Genomic DNA, 20,831 nt, shown 5'->3' on the forward strand with positions numbered 1-20,831 from the left:
CCATGATGAGCATGAACCCTTTTTACACGAGCCACCGGATCGGTCAACTGATCCTTAAACGATCGGCATTAGCCAGAAAGGCCCGTTTTTTTATGCTTCTGACTCAGACGTTATGACTTCAGCTCCGCACAAAACGCTGCTATCCGGTCGCAGCCGTCTTGCAAAACTTCCATGCTGGTCGCATACGAAATGCGGAAATACGGACTCATGCCGTAGGCCGCGCCCTGCACAGTGACGACGTGTTTTTCTTCGATCAGCGCCATCACGAAATCGGCATCGCTATTGATGTGACGCCCGCCTGCGGTGGTTTTCCCGATGCAGCCTTCAATGTTCACGAACAGATAGAACGCGCCCTGCGGTTTATGACAGCGCAGTTCATGCACGGACGTTAACCGCTCCAGCACGTAATCGCGGCGCTGGCGGTAGATTTCGGCGCGCTCTTTCAGTAAATCCTGCGGGCCGTTAAGCACCGCGACCGCCGCCGCCTGCGTGAGCGTGGTGACGCCGCCGCTGTTTTGCGTGTTCACGTTACTCATGGCTTTAATCAGATCTTGCGGACCGCCGCAAAAACCTAAACGCCAGCCGGTCATGGAATAGGCTTTCGACACGCCGTTGACCGTCAGCACGCGATCGAGCAAACGCGGTTCCACTTCGGCCAGCGTATAAAACGTCACGTCGTCATAAATCAGATGTTCGTAAATGTCATCGGTCAGGATCCACACGCCCGGATGGCGCAGCATCACCTCGCCCATCGCCTGCAATTCCTGGCGGGTTGCCACGGAACCGGTCGGATTGCTCGGGTAATTCAGCAGCAGCCACTTGGTTTTCGGCGTAATCGCCGCGTCGATGTCCTGCGGATAAGGCTTGAAATTGTTCTCCTCCGGGCAGGCCACCGGCACCGGAATACCGCCCGCGAATTTGACGATATCCGCATAGCTAATCCACGACGGCGTCGGGATCACCACTTCATCGCCCGGATTAATCGTCGCCAGCATCGCGTTAAAAATAATTTGCTTCGCGCCGCCTGCGGTGAGGATCTGGCTCACGTCGTAATTCAGGTTGTTATCGCGCTGAAATTTACGCGCAATGGCCGCCCGCAGCGCCGGGGTTCCGTCGGTTGGCGGATAACGGGTATCACCGCCGAGCGCGGCGGCGTAGGCGGCTTCCGTGGCATGAGGGGGCGTCGGAAAATCCGGTTCACCGGTAGAAAGCGCAATGACGTTCACGCCTGCGGCTGCGAGGTCACGGGCCTTTTGCGTCATGGCGACGGAGGCCGAAACAGAGACATTTTTTAAGCGATCGGCGATATCAGGCATGGTCCTGGGGTTCCATTGTTTTTATCGAACGTAAAAAGACGGACAGCGATGAGGCACTTCAGGGGAAAGAGTAATGAGGAACGGACCGCGCCGACCAATAGCGCTTTGTTGTGGTGACATAACACAAAACAATGGCTGAACGCGCAAATCAGGCAATTTGCACCGGCGCAGTGCAGGCGGGGATTTTCATTATTCGGGAGGCTGCGCAAAGGCAGAAAACATCCGGCTATACAGTGAATAAATCGGCGGGTAAATCAGAAGGAAAACCGGATATCGGACATAAATCAGCCTGTTAGTGCGTGTTGGCACTCATCTTGCTTCATACACATTACTTATAACACCACTTGTTTCCGTGATGAGGATGCCATCGTGAATCTCCGCCGCCTTAAATATTTTATCAAGATTGTCGATGTGGGTAGCCTCACTCAGGCCGCAGATATCCTGCACATTGCGCAGCCTGCGCTCAGCCAGCAACTCGCGACGCTGGAAGGCGAAGTGAATCAGCAACTGCTGATCCGCACCAAACGCGGCGTGACGCCGACCGAAGCGGGCAAGATTTTGTATATCCACGCGCAGGCCATTTTGCGCCAGTGCGATCAGGCCCAGAGCGCGATTGACGGCTCGGCGCTGGCGCTTTCGGGCAGCGTTTCTGTCGGGCTTGCGCCGGGCACCGCCGCACAGCAACTGGCATTGCCGCTGATGGAAGAAGTCCACCGGCAATATCCGGGCATCGTATTGTATTTCAATGAAAACTTCGGCACCACGCTCAGCGAGCTGATCATGAATGGCCGGATGGATATGGCGGTGATTTACGGCAACCGGGAAATTCACGGATTACGGTTTATGCCGCTGATGAAAGAAGAGTTGTATTTCGTCTGCCCGCACGCGCTGAGCAAACCGCTGAAATCCGTCAGTCTGGCGCAGGTGGCAAAGTATGACCTGTTCCTGCCGCGCATTTACAACATCATGCGAAAAGTCATCGACGACGCGTTTATCCATGAAGCTGTGACGTACCGCGTGAAGTGCGAAATCGAATCGCAAACCACCCTCAATGCCGCGCTGGCGGCGGGTTTAGGCTGCACGATCATGCCGGAATCCGCCGCCCGCGCGATGCTCAAAGCCTCGGATTCGTGGATGGCGAAAATTGATAAACCGAATATTCAGGCGGCGCTGTCATTTTGTATGTCCGACCATCTGCCGCTGTCCCAGCCCGCCGAAGCGGTCAAAGCGATTTTGCTGTCGCTGATGGCCAGCCGCACGGTGGATAACCGGCCACTGACGCTGGTGGGGTAATAAGCGCACCTTATTACCGCAAAGCGAAATCCTCTTTCCTGACGTCGGCAGTGACACGATAGAGTGCTTTTACCGCCCGCAAAGCGGGTCGTTTGTCGTCGTTATTGCGCGGGGACACTCTCTCTTCGACGGGAAGGATATGGAAAAAAAAGCACCAGCACTCAGCGAGTTGCGAGATATCGCACGAAAGATGCGTAAGTCCGGCCTGAGCCAGATTGAACTCAGCGGAAACGGCTTCCGGATCAGCATGAAATACGCGCCAGTCTCCCCGCCATGCCGCATGCCGGACGAAACGCCTGCGCTCCCCGCGCTGACCGCCCCCGACGCGGTGTGTGCACCTTTCCCCGGCATCGTGTTGTTACAGCATCCGCTCAACAAAATTCCGTTCACACAACCGGGTGAAAAAGTCGGGAAAGATGCGCTGCTCGGGCTGCTGAAAGTCGGCGTGATTTATCTGCCGCTGCGCAGCCCGGTGCAGGGCGTGGTGGAATCCCTGTCCGTGGAAGACGGTGACTGCGTGGAATACGGCGCGGAGATTTTCACTTTACGCCGCGAGGAGCTGGCCGCATGAAATACATCGATTTAAACGCCGATATCGGCGAAGGCTTTGGCGATTACACTATCGCCGACGACGCCGCGCTGATGCCGCTGATCACCTCCGCCAACGTGGCCTGCGGGTTTCACGCGGGGGATGCGGTGATTATGGCGAAAACCGTCGCGCTGGCGAAAAAGTATCAGGTAGATCTCGGCGCGCACGTCGGATTCCCTGATTTGTCCGGGTTTGGCCGCCGCCGGATGCACATCGAACCGGAGGTGATGGCGCATTACGTCACCTATCAGCTTGGCGCGCTTTCTGCTTTTGCGAAAGCGGCGGATTACCCGCTGACGCACATGAGTTTCCACGGTGCGCTGGGCAATATGGTGTCCGAAGACGCCCGGCTGGCGCGGGTGTTATTGCAGGCGGTGAAGAATTTCGATGCACAAATGATCATCAGCACGATGCCCGGCAACGCCGTCGAACGCATGGCGCGGGCGCTGGATTTGCCGGTGATTTGTACGTTTCTCGCCGACCGCGCCTATGAAAGCAACGGCCTGCTGGTCAGCCGGACGAAACCGGGCGCGGTTATTCATGACAAAGAGCAGGTACGCGCGCGCATCCGCCAGTTGCTGCGCGAAGGCACGGTGCAAAGCATCGACGGCGTGACGTTGCCGGTGGATGCGACATCGATTCTGGTTCACGGCGATACGCCGGAATCCCTCGAAATGGTGCATACGCTGCGGGAAATTATTACCGAAATGGACATCGCGCTGATGCCGCCAGCCCGGCAACGCCGCCTGATGGCAGGGTAAAACACGCTGTTATAAGCCCCTCTTATCGCCTCACACGGTTTATGTCTTATACCGTCTGAGAATTACTGGATACAGTCAGAAAACACCCACCGGCAGAACATGATGGAGCCGGCGGTTTAACAGGAGAGTCGCAATGCCATTTTCAGATTACAAAACCGCCCTGGTGACCGGCGCATCGGCCGGAATGGGTGAAGCCATTGTCGAACGCCTTTGTCAGGAAGGGATCACCGTTCATGCTGTCGCACGCCGCGCCGATCAGCTGGCCGCCCTCGCCGCCCGCACCGGTTGTATTCCGCATGCGCTCGACGTCAGCGACCTCGACGCGGTGACGCGCCTGTGCAGCGAGATCAGCGTGGATATTCTGGTGAACAACGCCGGGGTTTCCCGCCCCGGCTCTATCCTGAGCGCCGATGAAGAATCCGTGGATACGCAGGTGGATGTGAATCTGCGCGCCGTTTTGCATCTTTGCCGCCTGCTGGTGCCGGGCATGATGGAACGCGATCGCGGCCACGTCATCAACATCACCTCGATTGCCGCGATTTATAACTTCGGCGGCAACTCGATTTATCACGCCACCAAAGCCGGGGTTCACGCCCTGTCGCGCCAGCTACGCGTTGACTGCTACGGCAAGCGTGTGCGCATCACTGAAATCTGCCCGGGTCGCGTGGCGACTGACATTTTCGGCAATGTTTCCGGCGATCACGAAGAAGCCCGCCGCCGTTTCATTGACGGTTTTGAACTGCCCGAAGCCAAAGACATCGCCGATTGCGTGGCGTTTGCCGTTTCTGCGCCGATTGCCGTCAACATCGGCAACATCGAAATCACCCCGACGTTGCAGGTTCCCGGTGGCCTTTCCACCATGCGCCCCGGCGAAGGTCTGTGATCTTTTTCCTATAAACCCACAGTTCAACCATTCAGGAGGGTGAAAATACGATGACGCTCGATTTCAGCAAAGTCCTGACCGGTCAGTTCGGGCAGATGATCGTCGATGGCATGGTTGTCACCCTCAAGCTGGCGCTGGGGTCCTGGCTGCTCGCGATGTGTATTGCCCTGCTGCTGGTCGTCATCCGGCTGACGCACAAACGCGCCGCCGAATATTTCGTCCGCGCCTATGTGTCGTATCACCGCAATGTGCCGACGCTTATTCAGCTGATGATGTGGTATTTCGCCATTCCGACGCTGCTGCCGGAATCTGTGCAGATGTGGATTAACGATTTCAACGCCGAGTTTCTGTTCTCGATGTTTGCGCTCGGATTGTGTCAGGCGGCGTATTTCTCTGAAGACATCCGCAGCGGATTACGCGCTATTCCTGAAGGGCAAACCGAAGCATCACGCGCGCTGGGCATGAGTTACACCCGATCGCTGCGTTCGGTTATTTTACCGCAAGGCATCCGCAACGCGCTGCCTTCGCTGCTCAACCACACCGTTTTACTGTTCAAAAACACCAGTCTGGCTATGGTCATTGGCGTAGCTGAACTGACTTACGTGACCCGTGATATTGAAAACCAGACGTTCCGGACTTTCGAATCGTATCTGGTGGCCTCTGCCGGTTATCTGTTCTTCTCTCTGCTGCTGATGGGTGCTGGCGCGTTGCTGGCCCGCCGGTTCCAGCGGGCCTACGCGAGGTAATCACATGCTCGAGATGTTCACGATTTTGCACGACAACGGGATGCTGTTCCTGATGGGGCAATATCCGCAGGGACCGCTCGGCGGGATACTTTGTACGTTACTGATTTCCCTGCTGGCCGTTTTGTTTGCACTGCCGGTGGGTATTCTCCTCGGGCTGGCGCGTTTATCGCCTTTCCGCTGGCTGAGCTGGCCCGCTGCCTGCTGGGTCTACGGCTTACGCGGCATTCCGCTGCTGATGGTGGTGTTCTGGACGTATTTCTGTGTTCCGCTGTTAATCGGTCACAACATCAGCGGCTTCAGCACCATGCTGTGTACGCTGGTGATTTATGAAAGTGCGTATATCGCCGAGATCGTGCGCGGCGGTATTCAGGCGCTGCCGGGCGGCCAGTACGAAGCGGCGCGCGCTTTAGGGATGAGTTATTTCAAAACGCTGCGTCTGATTATTCTGCCGCAGGCGTTATACAACACGCTGCCAAGTCTGGTCAGCCAGCTGGTTTCTATCATTAAAGACAGCACGCTGGGTTACGTCATTAACGTGCCGGAGCTGACCTTTGCCGCTAATCAGGTGAATAACCAACTGCTGACCAAACCTTTTCAAGTCTTCGCGATTGTCGCGATTGGCTATTACATCATCTGTTTCAGCCTGACGTGGCTGGCCAATAAGCTTGAAGCCCGTATCACGCGCAAACGGCAGAACCGGATGCCGGAAGCGGAGAAAATGACGAAGGCTCCACTGCTGAAGACTCAATCATAATAAGGAACGACGATGCGACCAATGATCTTATTTAATCAGGTTAATAAATGGTATGGCGAATATCAGGCGCTCACCGACCTGAGTGCTGAAATTAGAAGTGGTGAAGTCGTGGTGGTTTGCGGACCGTCCGGCTCGGGCAAATCAACGCTGATCCGCACCGTGAACCGGCTGGAACCTATTGAAGAGGGCCAGATCCTGTTCGATGGCATGGATATTCATGGCACCAGCACCCGCCTGAATCAGTTGCGCACGCGTATCGGTTTTGTCTTCCAGAACTTTAATCTTTTCCCGCACGTTTCGGTGCTGGACAACATCATGATGTCGCCGGTAAAGGTGCTCGGCGTGAAACGTCAGGAAGCGCGCAAGCACGCGGGTGAACTGCTGGAACGTGTCGGATTATCACACAAAGCCAATGCCTATCCGGCACAGCTTTCCGGCGGGCAGCAGCAACGTGTTGCCATCGCCCGGGCATTAGCCATGAAACCGCCGGTGATGTTGTTTGATGAACCGACGTCGGCGCTTGATCCGGAAATGGTCGGTGAAGTCCTGAATGTGATGCGCAGTCTGGCACGTGAAGGTATGACCATGATGTGCGTCACACACGAAATGAATTTTGCCCGCGACGTGGCGGACACAATCTGGTTTATGGATCAGGGGAAAATTCTGGAAAAATCCAAACCGGAAAACTTCTTCAATCATCCGCAACACCCGCGTGCCAGGAAGTTTTTAAGTGACTTATTGCACCATTAATTATGCACGTGGCGTATTCCTTTGCAGCGCCTTGCCGCTCAGAGCTTATCCATCAAAGGGGGCTTAAGAAATAACGCCTGCATAGGTATCTCTGTCTTTGAATATATTATCAGCATGTCAGTTCATGACTGTCGGCAAGCAGCTCGTGTATTTCATCTGCCGACAGCGGTCCGGAAAGGATCACACTGACCCAGTGCTCTTTATTCATATGATAAGCAGGCAAAATGCCGTCTTTCTGACGTAATGAGCCGATGTGCTCCGGCCGGACCTTAACCTCAAGTATGTCGACTTTATCTTCCGTTTTCAGCCCCAGCTTGGTACCGGATACATTCATCACGAGACCAAACCATTTATCACCATTGTGATGACGAAGCACGGCATAATCCGGCAGGTTACGCCAGAGATATTCCGGCTCCGAATTATAGTGTTCCCGCGCGTACCTGAATAACGACTCTCTTTTCATAATCACTCCCGTATCGTCGGTTTATACCGTTCTGACCAGCCCGTTCCAGCGCCTGCGCGGGTATGCACAGAGTCGTATCCAGGGTGAAACCTGTGCGGATGAGGAACTGCCGAACCCAGTACATACCGTATCCTCCTGAGAAGATGCCTGCAAGGTAACAAGTGCCTGACTGGGTTACGTTTACCGGTTGTTCGGCGGCGTACTGCCTGACAGTAAACCGCCCCTTTGCCTCGCGGTTTAGCTCCCGGCAACAGACTCGCGAACGAAATCTTCATAAGTGCGCAGCGGGTGTCCAATGAGAGCCTGTAGCTGTTCTGCGGTTCCTTCAGCAGCTTGCATGCCGAACGTCTGAATACCAGCCATCATCAGGCTCATGTCATAAGCCAGCCAGTTGGGACCGTACGAGGCGAGTTGCCCTTCAAACGCGGTGACGTCATCTCCCCCGTAAGTAATCTCGCGACCCAGGGCTGAACTCCAGATCTTCGCCACGGACGCACCGGTCAGCGGTTGCGGCCCAATCAACTCCAGCGTGACAGGATCCAGCGCAGACGATGCCCTGTCGCGTCGCAGCAACTCAGCCACGGCGACATCCGCGATATCGCGCGCATCAATCATTGAGACGCCCGCCGAGCCGACAGGCATCGGGTACACCGCGTAGTTCTGAATCGTCTGTTGAACCATCAGGTCGTTTTGCATGAAATAAGCCGGACGCAGAATGGTGGCGGGGATGTCATGACTTTTGATCATGCGTTCAACCGTATGCTTGCCGGTAAAGTGCGGAACGTTGGTGAATTTATCAGCATGGATCACCGACAAATAAACGATACGCTCAATGCCCGCCTCGCGGGCGAGGTTCAGGGCGATCAGGGCCTGAGTAACCTCATCGGGCGTAACCGCATTCAGCAGAAACAGCGTTCGTACCGATGACAGCGCGGCACGCATCGACGCGACGTCGGTCAGGTCTGCAACGACTTCCGTAACCCCTGCCGGAAACTCGCGCTTACCCGCCTGGCGTACTAGGGCTTTGACCCCGGCGCCAGCGTCAGCCAGACCCTGAATGATAAGTGAACCAATGGTGCCCGTGGCACCGGTAACGAGAATGCTCATATTTAACTCCTGCAAGATAGTGATAATGGTTAACGTGAGAAATCCGCAACGACCTCACCGGTCCGTGAAACGGTACGATTACGTTCGATTGCGTTGGGAATATCAGCGAAGCCCACTACGCCGCCAATTCTGGACTGTAGCGTGCCGCTGGCGACGTCGTTGGCCAGCTTCCCGAGTAATACCGGATCGGGCTTATTCATAAACCAGAGACCCCAATCAGTACGGCGCGTTGTAAGTTGTTCATTGCAGTTCCTCGTAGCAAGTTCTGATAACGAGACAATATTCCGTTGCAATTAAAAAACAAAGATCCTAAAACTTAGACACCTTGTCTCATAACTGAAGGCCTGCTGAGTGAGGTGACCGAAGCCATGACGGCGGTCGGTGATGGTATTTCGACGCCTCGCGGGCGTTTGCGTGTCGCCGCTCCGGTGCTGTTTTCCCAGCTTGCGATGGGGCGCATTGGTGCCGAATTCTGTGCGGCCTACCCGGAAATTGAAATTGAAATCGTGGCGGAAGATCGCATGGTAGATCTGGTCGAGGAACAATTTGACGTCGCAATCCGCATCAACCCAAGCCCCGACAGCAATTTAGTCGGACGGTGTTTCGCCAAAGACAGGCTGGTTGTCGTGGCCGCACCTGAAATAATCAGGCCACTCCCCGGCGCAATCAGGCCAGTGCCCGGCATCGTAACGTCGAGTTTCCAGCCTGCCCACTGGAGTCTCGATGGCGGGCAACTGGTCCTGGAGCCGATCCCAAAATTGCGCTTCTCTTCGTTACTGATGGTCCGCGATGCGGCAATCGCCGGCGGTGGGGCTGCCCTCATTCCGCAATCCATCGCATGGAACCAGCTTGCCCGCGGCGATTTAGTTCAGTGGGGCATCGTGTCGGGGGCAGAGCGGGAACTTTGGGTTTTGCATACTTCCAGGCGGCTTGCTGCGCCAAAAGTTCGCGCATTCGTCGATTTCCTGTGCGCCCGATACCCGGACATGTCTCTGGCTCTCAACGGATAGCGCTCTCAATTTTTTCTTTCGCGCAACATGAGGATTTCATAGCCAACTTCCGGAGACAGGCGACCGGTCACCGGCAAAATTCTCAGGGGGTAGCAGACGACCAGATTCAGCCGCTATCTGTGCAGTATTCAGCTCACCTTCTTTTGATAGCATTAATCCGCATTAGACATCTATACGTCTATCCCTTAGGATCATTGCACCCGGGATAACCACCTGACAGACAATGAAAATTAAACATTTACCTCTTGATCAAAATATTAACGGCTGGGCGGCGCTGCGGGGTGATATTCCCCGCCATCCGGCTTTACGTGGAAAAGTCACGGCAGACTGGCTGGTGATTGGTGCAGGCTTTGCCGGGCTGGCATTTGCCCGTCGTATTGCCGAGCTTCGGCCGCATGAGCATGTTGTGGTACTCGAGGCGCTCGACGTGGCCGATAACGCTTCGGCCCGTAATTCGGGTTTTGTGATTGATTTACCGCATACCGTCGGCAGCACATCGGCTGAGCTGGAACACGCCAATGCGTACCGGCGTCTTTTACAGTACGGGTTGCATCATCTGAAAGAGACCGTCGATCAGCATGATATTGCGTGTGACTGGCTGAATTCAGGCAAATACCATTGCGCCGTGAGTGCGCAGTTTGACGGTGAAATCGCGCATTATCAGCAGGAACTCACCACGCTCGGCGAAAGCTTTGAGCTGCTGGACAGAGCCGCACTCCGTCAGCGTTTGGGCACCGGTTTTTACCGCAGCGCGGTGTACACGCCCAACTGTATTCTGGTGAATCCGGCGGCGCTGATCAGCGGGCTGGTGGCCACGTTGCCGGCAAACGTCACGGTTTATGCCAACTCACCTGCGTTGCAGATTGACACTCAGGGCACTATTCATGCAGAAACGCCGCACGGCGAAGTGCGTGCCGGTAAACTGATGCTGGCGATCAATGGTGCAGCACGCGGGTTACCGCTGTTCAAAGGCAACGTCTTCGCGATGTCGACGTTTGCAACACTGACTGAACCGCTGTCACCCGCACAACGTCAGCTTATCGGTGATATTGCGCCGTGGGGCTCGACGCCGGTGAATGCACTGGCGGGTGCGACGTTGCGCTATACCTCTGACCATCGCTTCCTGATCCGTGAGCACGTCAACTTTACGCCAGGTCTGGTGACCCGTGCGGTAGAAACCGGCCGTCATGCCCGCCGCCATCAGGCATTATTTGCCCGTATTTATCCGCAGTTACAGGACGTCAATATGGCGTACACCTGGTCGGGGCTGATCAGCATTACGCGCAACGGCGCGCCGGTATGGGGGAATATTGCGCCGAACGTGTATTCGTCAGCGGGATGTAATGGTTCCGGCAGTTCCAAGCAGAGTGCGTTCGGGCGGTTGCTGGCGGAACATGCGCTGGGAGAGGACAATCCGTTGCTGGCCGATATGCAGGGCATCGGACGCGCCAGTTATCTGCCACCGCGCCCGTTCCTGGATGTCGGTGTGAAAGGATTTATGGCCCGTGAACGCTGGCGTTCACGCAGCGAGTTGTAGAGACTGAACATAGCCGGTCGCCGCACAACCGGCTTTTTAATGACGTTTATCGACGCGCGCCACGATACGATCGCCCAGCCACTGAATGCCGCAAACCATCACAATCAGCACAACGATCACTTCTATCATCACCACTGTTTCAAAACGCTGATAACCGTAACGGATTGCCAGATCACCCAGTCCGCCTGCGCCGATAGCGCCCGCCATCGCCGATGCGCCAATCAACGCCACCAGCGTGACCACAAATCCGGACAAAATACCGGGCAGCGCTTCCGGGATCAGCACGTCCCAGACAATACGCAGTTTACTGGCACCCATCGCGCGAACGGCGTCAGTCAGTCCGCGATCCACGTCGCGCAGCGAGACTTCTGCCACGCGGGCGAAATACGGCGTGGCGGTAATCGACAGCGGAACAATCGCCGCCCAGGTGCCGAGCGATGTGCCCACCAGAAAACGGGTTACCGGGATCAGCGCCACCAGCAAAATGATAAATGGCAGAGAACGGAAACCGTTGATCACCAGCCCGAGCGAGCGGTTAACCCAGCGATTTTCGGCAATGCCGCCGGGACTGCTCATCACCAGAATCAGGCCCAGAGGCAAACCCGCGATCAGCGAGAACAGGCCGGAAATTGCCGTCATCAGTAACGTTTCTTCGACGGCGTTAATCAGTAAATCAATCATTACCGGAGACATAACCTGTCAGCTCCACGGTGGCCTGGTGCTGTCGCAGCCAGTCTAAAACAACCTGCTCAGATGCCGTATCGTTTACCGGCACTGAGAAGAAGAAACGCACAACGGCATAATGCTGAATATGATCCACGCCGCCCTGGATCAGCCGGAATTTGCCCGGTAATGCCGTCGCCATTTGAGTGAGTATTTCGCCCTGCCGCCCCTGCTCCGCATACTGGACGCTGTAAATGGCCTCGCCCTGACGTACCGGCGACAACCGTTCAGCCAGCGCTTCCGGCAGTTGCGGCAATAATCCCTGTAACAGCGTACGGGTCAGCGCGGACTGCGGATGCGCAAACACCTGCCACACCGGCCCCTCTTCGATAATTTCACCGCCATTAATCACCGCCACGCGATGCGCGATTTTTTTAATCACCTCCATCTCATGGGTGATCAGCAAAATGGTGATGCCGAGTTTCTGATTGAGGGATTGCAGCAGCGCCAGAATCGAACGCGTGGTTTCAGGATCGAGCGCCGATGTCGCTTCATCGCAAAGTAAAAGTGCCGGACTGGCTGCCAGCGCACGGGCAATACCGACGCGCTGTTTCTGACCGCCGGACAACGCCGCCGGATAGTTCTTTGCCTTATCTTCCAGCCCGACCAACGCCAGCAGTTCGGCGACACGCGCCTGACGCCGTGCCTTGTCGTATCCGGCGATTTTCAATGGCAGCGCGACATTCTGCTCAACCGTTTTGGCCGACAGCAAATTGAAATGCTGGAACACCATCCCCACGCGGCTGCGCACTGACTGCAAGGCTTTCTCGCTCAGGCCGGTGATGGCATGGCCTTCGATTTCAATCACGCCGCTGTCCGGCTGTTCCAGTCCGTTCAGGCAGCGGATCAGGGTGGATTTCCCCGCACCGCTGCGGCCAATAATGCCCAGGATTTCGCCCCGCCGGACCGTCAGCGAGACATCTTTCAGCGCCTGAATTGTGCCGAACTGACGGCTTACATGGTCAAGGCGCACGACGTCATGCACCTCATCCTGATGCGTTTTCAGAGTGCCACCGGCAAACTGCCCGGCGTTAGCCGGGCGTGGAGGGGCTTTTTCTGAAGACGTCGCCGTGAACTGCGCACCGGTTTCAGAGATGATCGTCATGCTTTACATCCTTACCAGGCCGTCACGCCGGTGCCTTTATAGACCTTATCAAACACCTGTTTGACAGCCTCGTTCTGGTAAGAACTGACCAGCGTTTTCACCCACGGCGCATTCACATTTTCAGTTTTCACCGCGATGAAGTTGTTGTAAGGATTATTCTTTACCGGTTCCTGCGCGATACGATCCGCAGGCGTCAGGCCACTTTTCAGCGCCCAGTCGGTGTTCACAATCGCAGCATCCAGATCCGGCACGGAGCGGCCGATAATGCCGGAATCCAGCTCTTTAATGGTGACGTGGCGCGGGTTCTCAGTGATATCCGCCGTAGTGGCGAAAATACCGGCGCCCGGTTTGAGTTTGATCACGCCAGATTGCTGAAGCAGGATCAGCCCGCGCGCTTCGTTCGCCGGGTCATTCGGCACGCCAATCACCGCCCCTTCTTTCAGCTGGTCGGCAGATTTTACTTTTTTAGAGTACAACCCGATTGGCCACACAGCGGTATCACCCACGCGCACGATGTTGTAGTGATTCACTTTGATCTGGTTATCGAGGAAAGGCTGATGCTGGAAGGCATTGGCATCCACTTCGCCGTTTTGCAGGGCTTCATTTGGCTGGTTGTAATCGTTGAAAATCACCGGTTTTACCGTCAGACCTTTTGCTGCGGCCTGTCTGACCACTTCACGCCAGACATCTTCGTCCTCCCCGCTGATAATTCCGACCTTAACCGTGGTTTTATCGGCGGCCTGTGCCGCACTCAGCGGCGCCAGCACGCTGCCGGAAATGATCACTGCCGAGGTTGCGGCCAGTAAAACAGCACGGTGAATACGGGTCTTTGTTTTGTTGAATGTCTTGCGCATACGCTATCCCCAAAAGTGTGATGAGATGCCTGCTCCGGGCTGTGTTTCCGTGCAGGAATTTGGCGAGTATACCCATCGGCTTATTTCTTTATAATATTGTTTTAATGATAGTTATTCTTGAAATGAATAACCGAAATGGGATAGTAAAGCGATAAAAATGCTAAGTGTTATTTCAATTGCCATTTCCCCAATTTGCTTCCAATAAAAAACCCGCCGGAGCGGGTTTTTAACATTTCGGGCAAACAGCGGATTAAGACTGCGGATCCACCGGCTGAACTTCAAGAGAAACCATGCCGATGCCCAGTTTACGAGGCTGGAAGCCGCCGCTGGTGCCTTCAGTGGGTTCGGTCGGTTCCGGCGGCGTGATGACGATACTTTGCTCCGCTCCCGGATTGGTGAACTGTACTTTCACGATACCGTCTTTATCGCCGAAGGTGACAAACTGCTCCTGATCCCCGACACGGACGGAAACCGGCTTATCGATGTTATTGCCGTAAGCCCGTGCGCGGATCACCACATCAAAGGTGGCGGGCAGCGGTTTAACGTAATCAATTTTCACCGACGGTGCCAGATTGGCATCTGACCAGCGTCCCCAGTTTTCAACGGCTGAAACACCGGTAATCGCTTTTACCTGCTCCGGCAATCCCGGCACCATAAAAGCGATGGCTTTCGACTGATAAGTGGTGGCGGAATCATCAATGTTCAGCGTCTTCAGGGTTTGCTGATAAATCGCATTGCTGCCCGAGGTGTCTTTCACGAAGTCCACTTTACCTTTGAAGGTATCACCGGTGATCTGCACGATCGTCGGCTTCGCCCCGAGGTTCCCCGATGCAACGCACAGGCCGGTATTGAGCGACAACTCTGGTGCCCAGACGCGTCCCATTTCGTAGCATTTATCAACCCAGACAAAGTTATCGCTGGTCGCCAGTCCGGCCAGTTGTTTTTTCAGCGGCGTGGACAGATAGACATCAAACATCGGCTCAATTTTGTCTGCCGTGACCTTCAGAATAAACGGCGTTTTGATGGTCATGCCGGAGAAGGTGAAAGTGCTGTCTTTGGTATTCACCGCATAGTCTTTGATGCTGTTCGGGAAGCCCCACTGTTTGATGACCGCCGGTTTCCAGGCATTCACTTTGTCATCAATATTGAGGAACTGCGCAGTCATCGATGTCGCAGAAACACCGCTGCGTCCAAGACCGATGTAGTTGTCGCCGCCCATCATATCCAGTACGGTCGCGCCATTATCCAGGGTGCTGCGTTTCGCACCGTTCAGCTCCCCCGCCGGATGACGGCCGTCGAGTACGAAGAACAGGTCTTTACGGTTCTGTTTGGTCAGAATGTTGTAAGCCGTGTTGTTCATCGCCAGATGATCGGAAGACACCACAATGATGGTGTTATCGAAATAACCGGACTTTTTAATCTTATCGATAAATGCGGCAATCAGTTCCTGACTACAGGACACCGCGCTCAGTGACTGGTTGGCTTTACCGTTCACTTTATATTCCTTGCGGGTACAGCCGCGGGAAATAAAGCCGTCCGGATGATGCGTATCAACGGTCAGCGTGAACAGTGAGAACGGCTTACCTTCCTGACTCAGTGTCACGAATTTTTTGTACACCTCATCCAGCAAGGTGTCGTCATACCAGCCCCAGTCATTTTTATAAGACGGGTCCGCGACAGTCGGACGCAATTCGTTGTAACCATAAAGATGGTCGAAACCATGGGATTTCAGGAAGGTCCCTTTGCCTGCGAAAGCCAGTTCAGCGCCCTGATAGAAATAGTTGGTATAACCTGCACCTTTGAGCACATCGCCAAGACAGACGTTTTCAGGGTAGAAAGTCGCCAGTGCACTGGAGGCATTACCATCAAACGGCGCAAACAGCGGGATCCCACACTGAGAAGCCACCATACCTGCGATGGTATAGCCAGTGCCCGGCAACTGTTTGGTGTTTGTGAAATCGGTACTCTGCGCTTTATGGCGGTTTAATTCGGTGGTCAGGCCGGGGAAGACTTTGTCATCAAAATACGTGCGTTCCAGACTCTCGCCGTAGATATAAACCAGGTTAGGCTTTTTCGCGCCTTTAATGGCTTTTTCGGGCACTTTGTAATAGGTACTAAAATCTGCACCGCTGCCTGAGATTTGCGTTTTGACCAGACGCGAGATGTTCTGGAATGCCTGTGTGGAACCGACAGAAAAGACCGCCAGCACCACGGCCAGCGCACTGTAGACCGCGCTGCTGTTTTTGGCACGACGCTGCTTCAGCCCCCACGCCAGCAAAGCGAATACGCTGACAAGCCCTGCCAGTAAACCGATAAATGGCAGGATATATTTATTGAGCCCCGCCCCTTTCAGGCTACTGGTGACGGTATATAACACCGCGTCCGTGATGCCTTCACCGGTGAAATAATTGCTGCCGATCAGGATGACGTTAAGAATGACGTAAAGCCCGAGGAAAAACAGCACCAGTGAAAACCAGACACGGCTGGCCGACGCCCGCGTGACGTAGAGAAAAATAGAAGAAAGAAATAATACGAAGGAAATTATCTCAGAAGCCATTTCAGCACCCTGTCTGATTTAAACAATAAACTCTACGACCCATTTCTGCTGTTTTACGAGCAGCGCCGACGGTTCAACTCATCGAGCGAATGACCCGTTTGTCATTCACTTACTTCATCCCTGAGACAGGAAAATTCATGCCAAAAACGGATAGCGCTATATAGCCTGTTGATCCTGGTGGGTCAACGCCTTAACACGGCTTCAGGCCACTGATGTGCCCAAAAAAACTGACGTTTTACAAATTCATGACAGCTAATTCCGCATGATACCTCAGAAAATTAACTTTCCGGTCACCTTTCTGTAAGAATTGCATGATAGCGGAATACTGTGGGCGAAATGTGGAGGCAGGTTGAAAATGCGGAAAAAAGTTGGCGGGAAGGCCCGCAATACGGGGTATCGCGGGCATTGAAGATGAAAAATCAGATTCCTCCGAGATAAGCTTTCCGCACCTCCTGATTATGTAAAAGTTCTTCGCCTGAACCGCTAAGCCGAATTTGTCCGTTGACCATCACATAACCCCGGTCAGAAAGCCTGAGCGCATGATGCGCATTTTGCTCCACCAGAAAGATAGTCATGCCGTTTTTTGCCAGTTCGCGCAAGGTCTGGAAAATCTGTTTAACGATAATAGGCGCCAGCCCAAGACTCGGTTCATCGAGCAGTAACAGCTTCGGGCGACTCATCAGCGCACGGGCAATCGCCAGCATTTGCTGTTCACCACCGGACATGGTCATCGCCCGTTGTTTACGGCGTTCCTTCAGGCGCGGGAATAACTCAAACATGGTGTGCAGATCTTCTGCCGCGTGTTTATTCCCGACGGGAATGGTGCCCATCAGCAGGTTTTCTTCCACGGTCATATCCGGAAAAACACGTCGCCCTTCCGGCGATTGCGCTATGCCAGCCGAAGCCACAAAGTGTGTCGATTTGCGGCTGATATCTTCCCCGCGAAACAGGATCTGCCCGCTCTGTATACGTGGCTGACCGAATATCGACATCAGCAGCGTTGATTTCCCGGCACCGTTAGCACCAATCAACGCCACCGTTTCCCCCTCATGCACCTGCAAAGAGACCTGCTGTAATGCCTGAATCGCCCCGTAATACACATTCACATCACGAAATTCCAGCATCGCGTCGCTCATAAGCTGACCTCGTCGTCTTCATCAGCACCCAGATACGCGGCAATGACTTTCTCATCGTTCTGAATAGCCTGCGGTATTCCTTCGGCAATCACATCGCCGTGGTCGAGCACGATAATGTGGTCGGAAATGTCCATCACCATGCCCATATCATGTTCGATCAGCAGCACGGTGATGTCGTGATGATCGCGCAGGAAGCGGATAATTTTGCTCAGCGTACGTGTTTCAACCGGATTCAGACCGGCTGCCGGTTCGTCCAGGCAAATCATTTCCGGCGCGGTACACATCGCACGGGCGATTTCCAGCCGGCGCTGCTGACCGTAAGACATTTCCCCTGCCAGCCGGTTGGCACAATCCACCAGTTCCACCACTTCCAGCCAGTAAAATGCGCGGTCCAGCGCCTGATTTTCCGCACGGCGATAACCCGGCGTATTGAGCACACCGGCAATCAGGTTGCGGTTGGTTTGCATGTGCTGCGCCACCAGCAGATTTTCAACCACCGACATTTCACGAAACAGCCGGATATTCTGAAAGGTACGCGCCAGCCCGGCGCGGTTAACCAGGTGTGTACCGCCGAACATTTTGTAGAAAATACGTTTGCCCAGTTGCGCCGGTTTTATCCAGTCATCAGGCTGAAATTTCTGCCCGAGCACCTGGATCACATTGGTCGTCCGGCGGCGCGTGTTGAGCAAAATATTGCCGCCGGACGCTTTATAAAAACCTGTCAGGCAATTAAACACTGTGGTTTTTCCTGCGCCGTTCGGGCCGATCAGCGCGGTAATCGATCCGCGTTTCACCGCAAGATTCACATCGTTCAGTGCCTTAATGCCGCCGAAATGCATGCGCAAATGCTCGACACTCAGGATGTTGTTATCCGCTAACGCTTCGCTCATGGCGCGACTCCTTTACGCACGGCAAACCCGCTGCGGCTGATGCGGATCAACCCGCGTGGCCGCCAGATCATCATCACCACCATTAAAACGCCGAACAGCAATACGCGATATTCGGCAAAGCTGCGCAACAGTTCCGGCGCGACGGTCAGCACAAATGCCGCCAGCACCACGCCGATGGTTGAGCCCATACCGCCCAAAACCACAATAGCGAGAATCAGTGCAGATTCGAAAAAGGTGAAAGACGTCGGATTAACGAAGCCCTGATACGTGGCGAAAAACACGCCCGCAATTCCGGCCGTGGAAGCCCCGAGGGTAAAGGCAGACAGCTTGACCAGCACATGATTCAGCCCCATCGCGCGGCAGGCAATCTCATCCTCACGTAGCGCTTCCCACGCGCGGCCAATCGGCATGCGGGTCAGCCGGTGTTTGATAAACAACACCAGCAACACCACCAGAACCAGCACAGCATAGATGAAGATAAATTTCATATTCGGGTTATAGGTCAGATGGAAAAACTCGTGGAACGGCACGCCGCCCTCTTTTGCCCGCCGGCCAAACTCCAGCCCGAAAAAGGTGGGCGGAGGCGCGGAAACACCGTTCGGGCCGCCGGTAAACGACAACCAGTTGGTCAGCACCAGCCGGATGATTTCACCGAAACCTAACGTCACGATCGCCAGATAGTCGCCGTGCATACGCAGCACCGGGAAACCCAGCAACGCACCCGCCAGCGCGGCCATCACCGCCGCCAGCGGCAGCATCGACCAGAAGCCGAGGCCGAGATACTGATACCCCAGCGCCAGCCCGTAAGCCCCGATGGCGTAAAACGCCACATACCCCAGATCGAGCAAACCGGCCAGTCCGACCACGATATTCAGCCCGAGGCCGAGCAACACATAAATCAGTCCCAGAATGGCGACCGTCAGAATGTATTTGGTGGCGACGAACGGGAAGAAAATGGCCAGCACAATCAGCAGCGGAATAACCCAGCGCAGATGACTTTTATAATCCGGCGACCGGACATAGACGCCCGCGCTGTCGGATTCGAAACGCGCACGCATTTTCTGCCCGGCTGTGGTTTCTAAAAATGCACTGAGCAGGAAGCGGCCCGTCATCACCGCAGCAATGATCCAGACCAGCCTCTGGCTATGAAAGTTAAAGCTGTAACCATCGAGCACCACACCGACCACCGGCCCGAAAATAATCAGCGCCACCAGCCCGGCAAAAATGGCATCCAGCAGACAGCGTTTAAATGAAAATCCGCTGTTCACAGCAGTTTGTGACATCATTTTATTTCCCTCACACTTTCGTCACGACCGGACGGCCCAGCAGGCCCTGAGGGCGGAAAATGAGGATCACCACCAGCAATCCAAAGGAGAACACATCTTTGTAATCGGAATTCACCATGCCCGAGAACTGCGCTTCGGCAATCCCCAGGATCAGCCCGCCCAGCATCGCGCCGGGTAATGAACCAATGCCGCCGAGCACCGCCGCAGTAAAAGCTTTGATGCCGATGATGAAACCGGCGTAGAAATCAAACGTGCCGTAGTTCATGGTCACCAGAACCCCGGCCAGTCCGGCCATCGCTGCGCCAATCATGAAGACCAGCGAGATAATGCGGTCAGTGTTAATACCCAGAATGGAAGCCATTTTTCTGTCCTGCTGCACCGCACGACACATACGACCAAGTTTGGTATTACTGATAATCCACGATAAAACCAGCATGCCAGCCAGCGACGCCACCAGAATGAAAATTTTGGTGTAGGTCATCTGGACAAAACTTTCGCCGATATGAAAACGGAATGCGCCATCCAGCATGGTCGGAATGCCCTGCTGTCGCGGCCCCTGACTGATTTGCGCGTAATTTTGTAAGATAAGTGACATGCCGATAGCAGAAATCAGCGGTGCAAGACGGGTCGAATTACGCAGCGGCTTATAGGCAATGCGTTCAATCGCCCAGCCATACACGCCGGTGACCACGATGGTGAACACCAGCGTGCCCAGGATCAGTAGCGGAAAAGAGTGAAGCCCGAAGAAGGAAAGCAGCGCCAGCGCGATGGCACAGAGGTAAGCCGAAATCATATACACTTCGCCGTGCGCAAAGTTGATCATGCCGATAATGCCGTAAACCATGGTGTAGCCGATGGCAATGAGACCGTAGACAGCACCGAGCGTAATGCCATTAAACAGTTGTTGCAGGAAGAATGAATCCATAAATACGCAGTCTCTTTTTGTGACCGCGCCTGGCTAAGGGCGCATTCATTAAAGCTGATAAAGCGTTATCGTTGCAGCCAGTTTGGACCCGGCCAGCGCACAAGAGCCGGAGCGTACATTAAGTACGTGAGCCAGTTCTTTCATAA

The 20,831-nt window shown here is 54.8% G+C and carries 21 protein-coding genes; 9 read left to right on the forward strand and 12 right to left on the reverse strand.

Annotated elements, in window-relative coordinates; translation table 11 throughout:
* Positions 1–110: 110 nt before the first annotated feature.
* The gene (locus DXU84_RS23820) at positions 111–1,316 is read right to left on the reverse strand and encodes a pyridoxal phosphate-dependent aminotransferase (RefSeq protein ID WP_037035530.1); all 1,206 of its coding nucleotides are present in this window, start codon (positions 1,314–1,316) and stop codon (positions 111–113) included.
* 369 nt (positions 1,317–1,685) lie between these two features.
* On the opposite strand from DXU84_RS23820, the gene nac reads away from it, so the two are divergent.
* The 7 genes from nac to DXU84_RS23855 all read left to right on the forward strand — a co-directional run bounded on the left by nac (position 1,686) and on the right by DXU84_RS23855 (position 7,092).
* Positions 1,686–2,609: a nitrogen assimilation transcriptional regulator NAC gene (nac, locus tag DXU84_RS23825; protein WP_013576015.1), complete on the forward strand. Its 924-nt coding sequence runs from the start codon at positions 1,686–1,688 to the stop codon at positions 2,607–2,609.
* A gap of 139 nt (positions 2,610–2,748) precedes the next feature.
* Positions 2,749–3,180 (forward strand): biotin/lipoyl-containing protein, encoded by a 432-nt coding sequence (locus DXU84_RS23830; protein ID WP_153376772.1) that lies wholly within the window; start codon positions 2,749–2,751, stop codon positions 3,178–3,180.
* Positions 3,177–3,959 carry a LamB/YcsF family protein gene (locus DXU84_RS23835; RefSeq protein WP_112152198.1) on the forward strand — a complete coding sequence of 261 codons (783 nt, stop codon included), beginning with the start codon at positions 3,177–3,179 and terminating at the stop codon, positions 3,957–3,959. Before DXU84_RS23830 ends, DXU84_RS23835 begins: the two co-directional genes overlap by 4 nt.
* Before the next feature lie 133 nt (positions 3,960–4,092).
* A complete protein-coding gene (locus DXU84_RS23840; protein ID WP_013576018.1) occupies positions 4,093–4,842 on the forward strand; it encodes an SDR family oxidoreductase in 750 nt (249 codons plus the stop codon).
* A 50-nt stretch (positions 4,843–4,892) separates the two neighbouring features.
* Positions 4,893–5,588 (forward strand): amino acid ABC transporter permease, encoded by a 696-nt coding sequence (locus DXU84_RS23845; RefSeq protein ID WP_013576019.1) that lies wholly within the window; start codon positions 4,893–4,895, stop codon positions 5,586–5,588.
* A 4-nt stretch (positions 5,589–5,592) separates the two neighbouring features.
* Complete coding sequence (locus DXU84_RS23850) at positions 5,593–6,342, forward strand: amino acid ABC transporter permease (RefSeq protein ID WP_013576020.1); 750 nt, start codon at positions 5,593–5,595, stop codon at positions 6,340–6,342.
* Between the two features lie 12 nt (positions 6,343–6,354).
* Positions 6,355–7,092 (forward strand): amino acid ABC transporter ATP-binding protein, encoded by a 738-nt coding sequence (locus tag DXU84_RS23855; RefSeq protein ID WP_013576021.1) that lies wholly within the window; start codon positions 6,355–6,357, stop codon positions 7,090–7,092.
* 109 nt (positions 7,093–7,201) lie between these two features.
* Here the strand turns inward: DXU84_RS23855 and DXU84_RS23860 are convergent, their stop codons facing one another.
* From DXU84_RS23860 to DXU84_RS23870, 3 genes are all read right to left on the reverse strand, one after another.
* Complete coding sequence (locus DXU84_RS23860; protein ID WP_112152197.1) at positions 7,202–7,555, reverse strand: MmcQ/YjbR family DNA-binding protein; 354 nt, start codon at positions 7,553–7,555, stop codon at positions 7,202–7,204.
* A 237-nt stretch (positions 7,556–7,792) separates the two neighbouring features.
* Positions 7,793–8,662 (reverse strand): NmrA/HSCARG family protein, encoded by an 870-nt coding sequence (locus DXU84_RS23865; protein WP_112152196.1) that lies wholly within the window; start codon positions 8,660–8,662, stop codon positions 7,793–7,795.
* 29 nt (positions 8,663–8,691) lie between these two features.
* A complete protein-coding gene (locus tag DXU84_RS23870) occupies positions 8,692–8,862 on the reverse strand; it encodes a hypothetical protein (protein WP_228389054.1) in 171 nt (56 codons plus the stop codon).
* 168 nt (positions 8,863–9,030) lie between these two features.
* Here DXU84_RS23870 and DXU84_RS23875 point away from each other — a divergent pair, with 168 nt between their 5' ends.
* Positions 9,031–9,672 (forward strand): substrate binding domain-containing protein, encoded by a 642-nt coding sequence (locus DXU84_RS23875; RefSeq protein ID WP_228389055.1) that lies wholly within the window; start codon positions 9,031–9,033, stop codon positions 9,670–9,672.
* 223 nt (positions 9,673–9,895) lie between these two features.
* Positions 9,896–11,209 carry an FAD-binding oxidoreductase gene (locus DXU84_RS23880; protein WP_153376773.1) on the forward strand — a complete coding sequence of 438 codons (1,314 nt, stop codon included), beginning with the start codon at positions 9,896–9,898 and terminating at the stop codon, positions 11,207–11,209.
* Between the two features lie 36 nt (positions 11,210–11,245).
* Here the strand turns inward: DXU84_RS23880 and DXU84_RS23885 are convergent, their stop codons facing one another.
* From DXU84_RS23885 to DXU84_RS23920, 8 genes are all read right to left on the reverse strand, one after another.
* A complete protein-coding gene (locus tag DXU84_RS23885) occupies positions 11,246–11,902 on the reverse strand; it encodes a methionine ABC transporter permease (protein ID WP_013576027.1) in 657 nt (218 codons plus the stop codon).
* Positions 11,883–13,037 (reverse strand): methionine ABC transporter ATP-binding protein, encoded by a 1,155-nt coding sequence (locus DXU84_RS23890; protein ID WP_015690110.1) that lies wholly within the window; start codon positions 13,035–13,037, stop codon positions 11,883–11,885. The genes DXU84_RS23885 and DXU84_RS23890 overlap by 20 nt, the downstream gene beginning before the upstream one ends.
* A gap of 11 nt (positions 13,038–13,048) precedes the next feature.
* Positions 13,049–13,891: a MetQ/NlpA family ABC transporter substrate-binding protein gene (locus tag DXU84_RS23895; RefSeq protein WP_013576029.1), complete on the reverse strand. Its 843-nt coding sequence runs from the start codon at positions 13,889–13,891 to the stop codon at positions 13,049–13,051.
* 250 nt (positions 13,892–14,141) lie between these two features.
* Complete coding sequence (opgB, locus tag DXU84_RS23900) at positions 14,142–16,448, reverse strand: phosphatidylglycerol--membrane-oligosaccharide glycerophosphotransferase (RefSeq protein WP_013576030.1); 2,307 nt, start codon at positions 16,446–16,448, stop codon at positions 14,142–14,144.
* A 419-nt stretch (positions 16,449–16,867) separates the two neighbouring features.
* Positions 16,868–17,584, reverse strand: a complete 717-nt coding sequence (locus tag DXU84_RS23905; RefSeq protein ID WP_015690111.1) for an ABC transporter ATP-binding protein — start codon at positions 17,582–17,584, stop codon at positions 16,868–16,870.
* A complete protein-coding gene (locus tag DXU84_RS23910) occupies positions 17,581–18,474 on the reverse strand; it encodes an ABC transporter ATP-binding protein (RefSeq protein ID WP_013576032.1) in 894 nt (297 codons plus the stop codon). The genes DXU84_RS23905 and DXU84_RS23910 overlap by 4 nt, the downstream gene beginning before the upstream one ends.
* Complete coding sequence (gene livM, locus DXU84_RS23915) at positions 18,471–19,757, reverse strand: high-affinity branched-chain amino acid ABC transporter permease LivM (protein WP_173362108.1); 1,287 nt, start codon at positions 19,755–19,757, stop codon at positions 18,471–18,473. The genes DXU84_RS23910 and livM overlap by 4 nt, the downstream gene beginning before the upstream one ends.
* 13 nt (positions 19,758–19,770) lie before the next feature.
* Positions 19,771–20,685: a branched-chain amino acid ABC transporter permease gene (locus DXU84_RS23920; protein ID WP_013576034.1), complete on the reverse strand. Its 915-nt coding sequence runs from the start codon at positions 20,683–20,685 to the stop codon at positions 19,771–19,773.
* Positions 20,686–20,831: the final 146 nt, after the last annotated feature.

The sequence above is a fragment of the Rahnella sp. RcJ3 genome (assembly GCF_009498575.1).
In the GTDB taxonomy this organism is placed as follows: domain Bacteria; phylum Pseudomonadota; class Gammaproteobacteria; order Enterobacterales; family Enterobacteriaceae; genus Rahnella; species Rahnella aceris.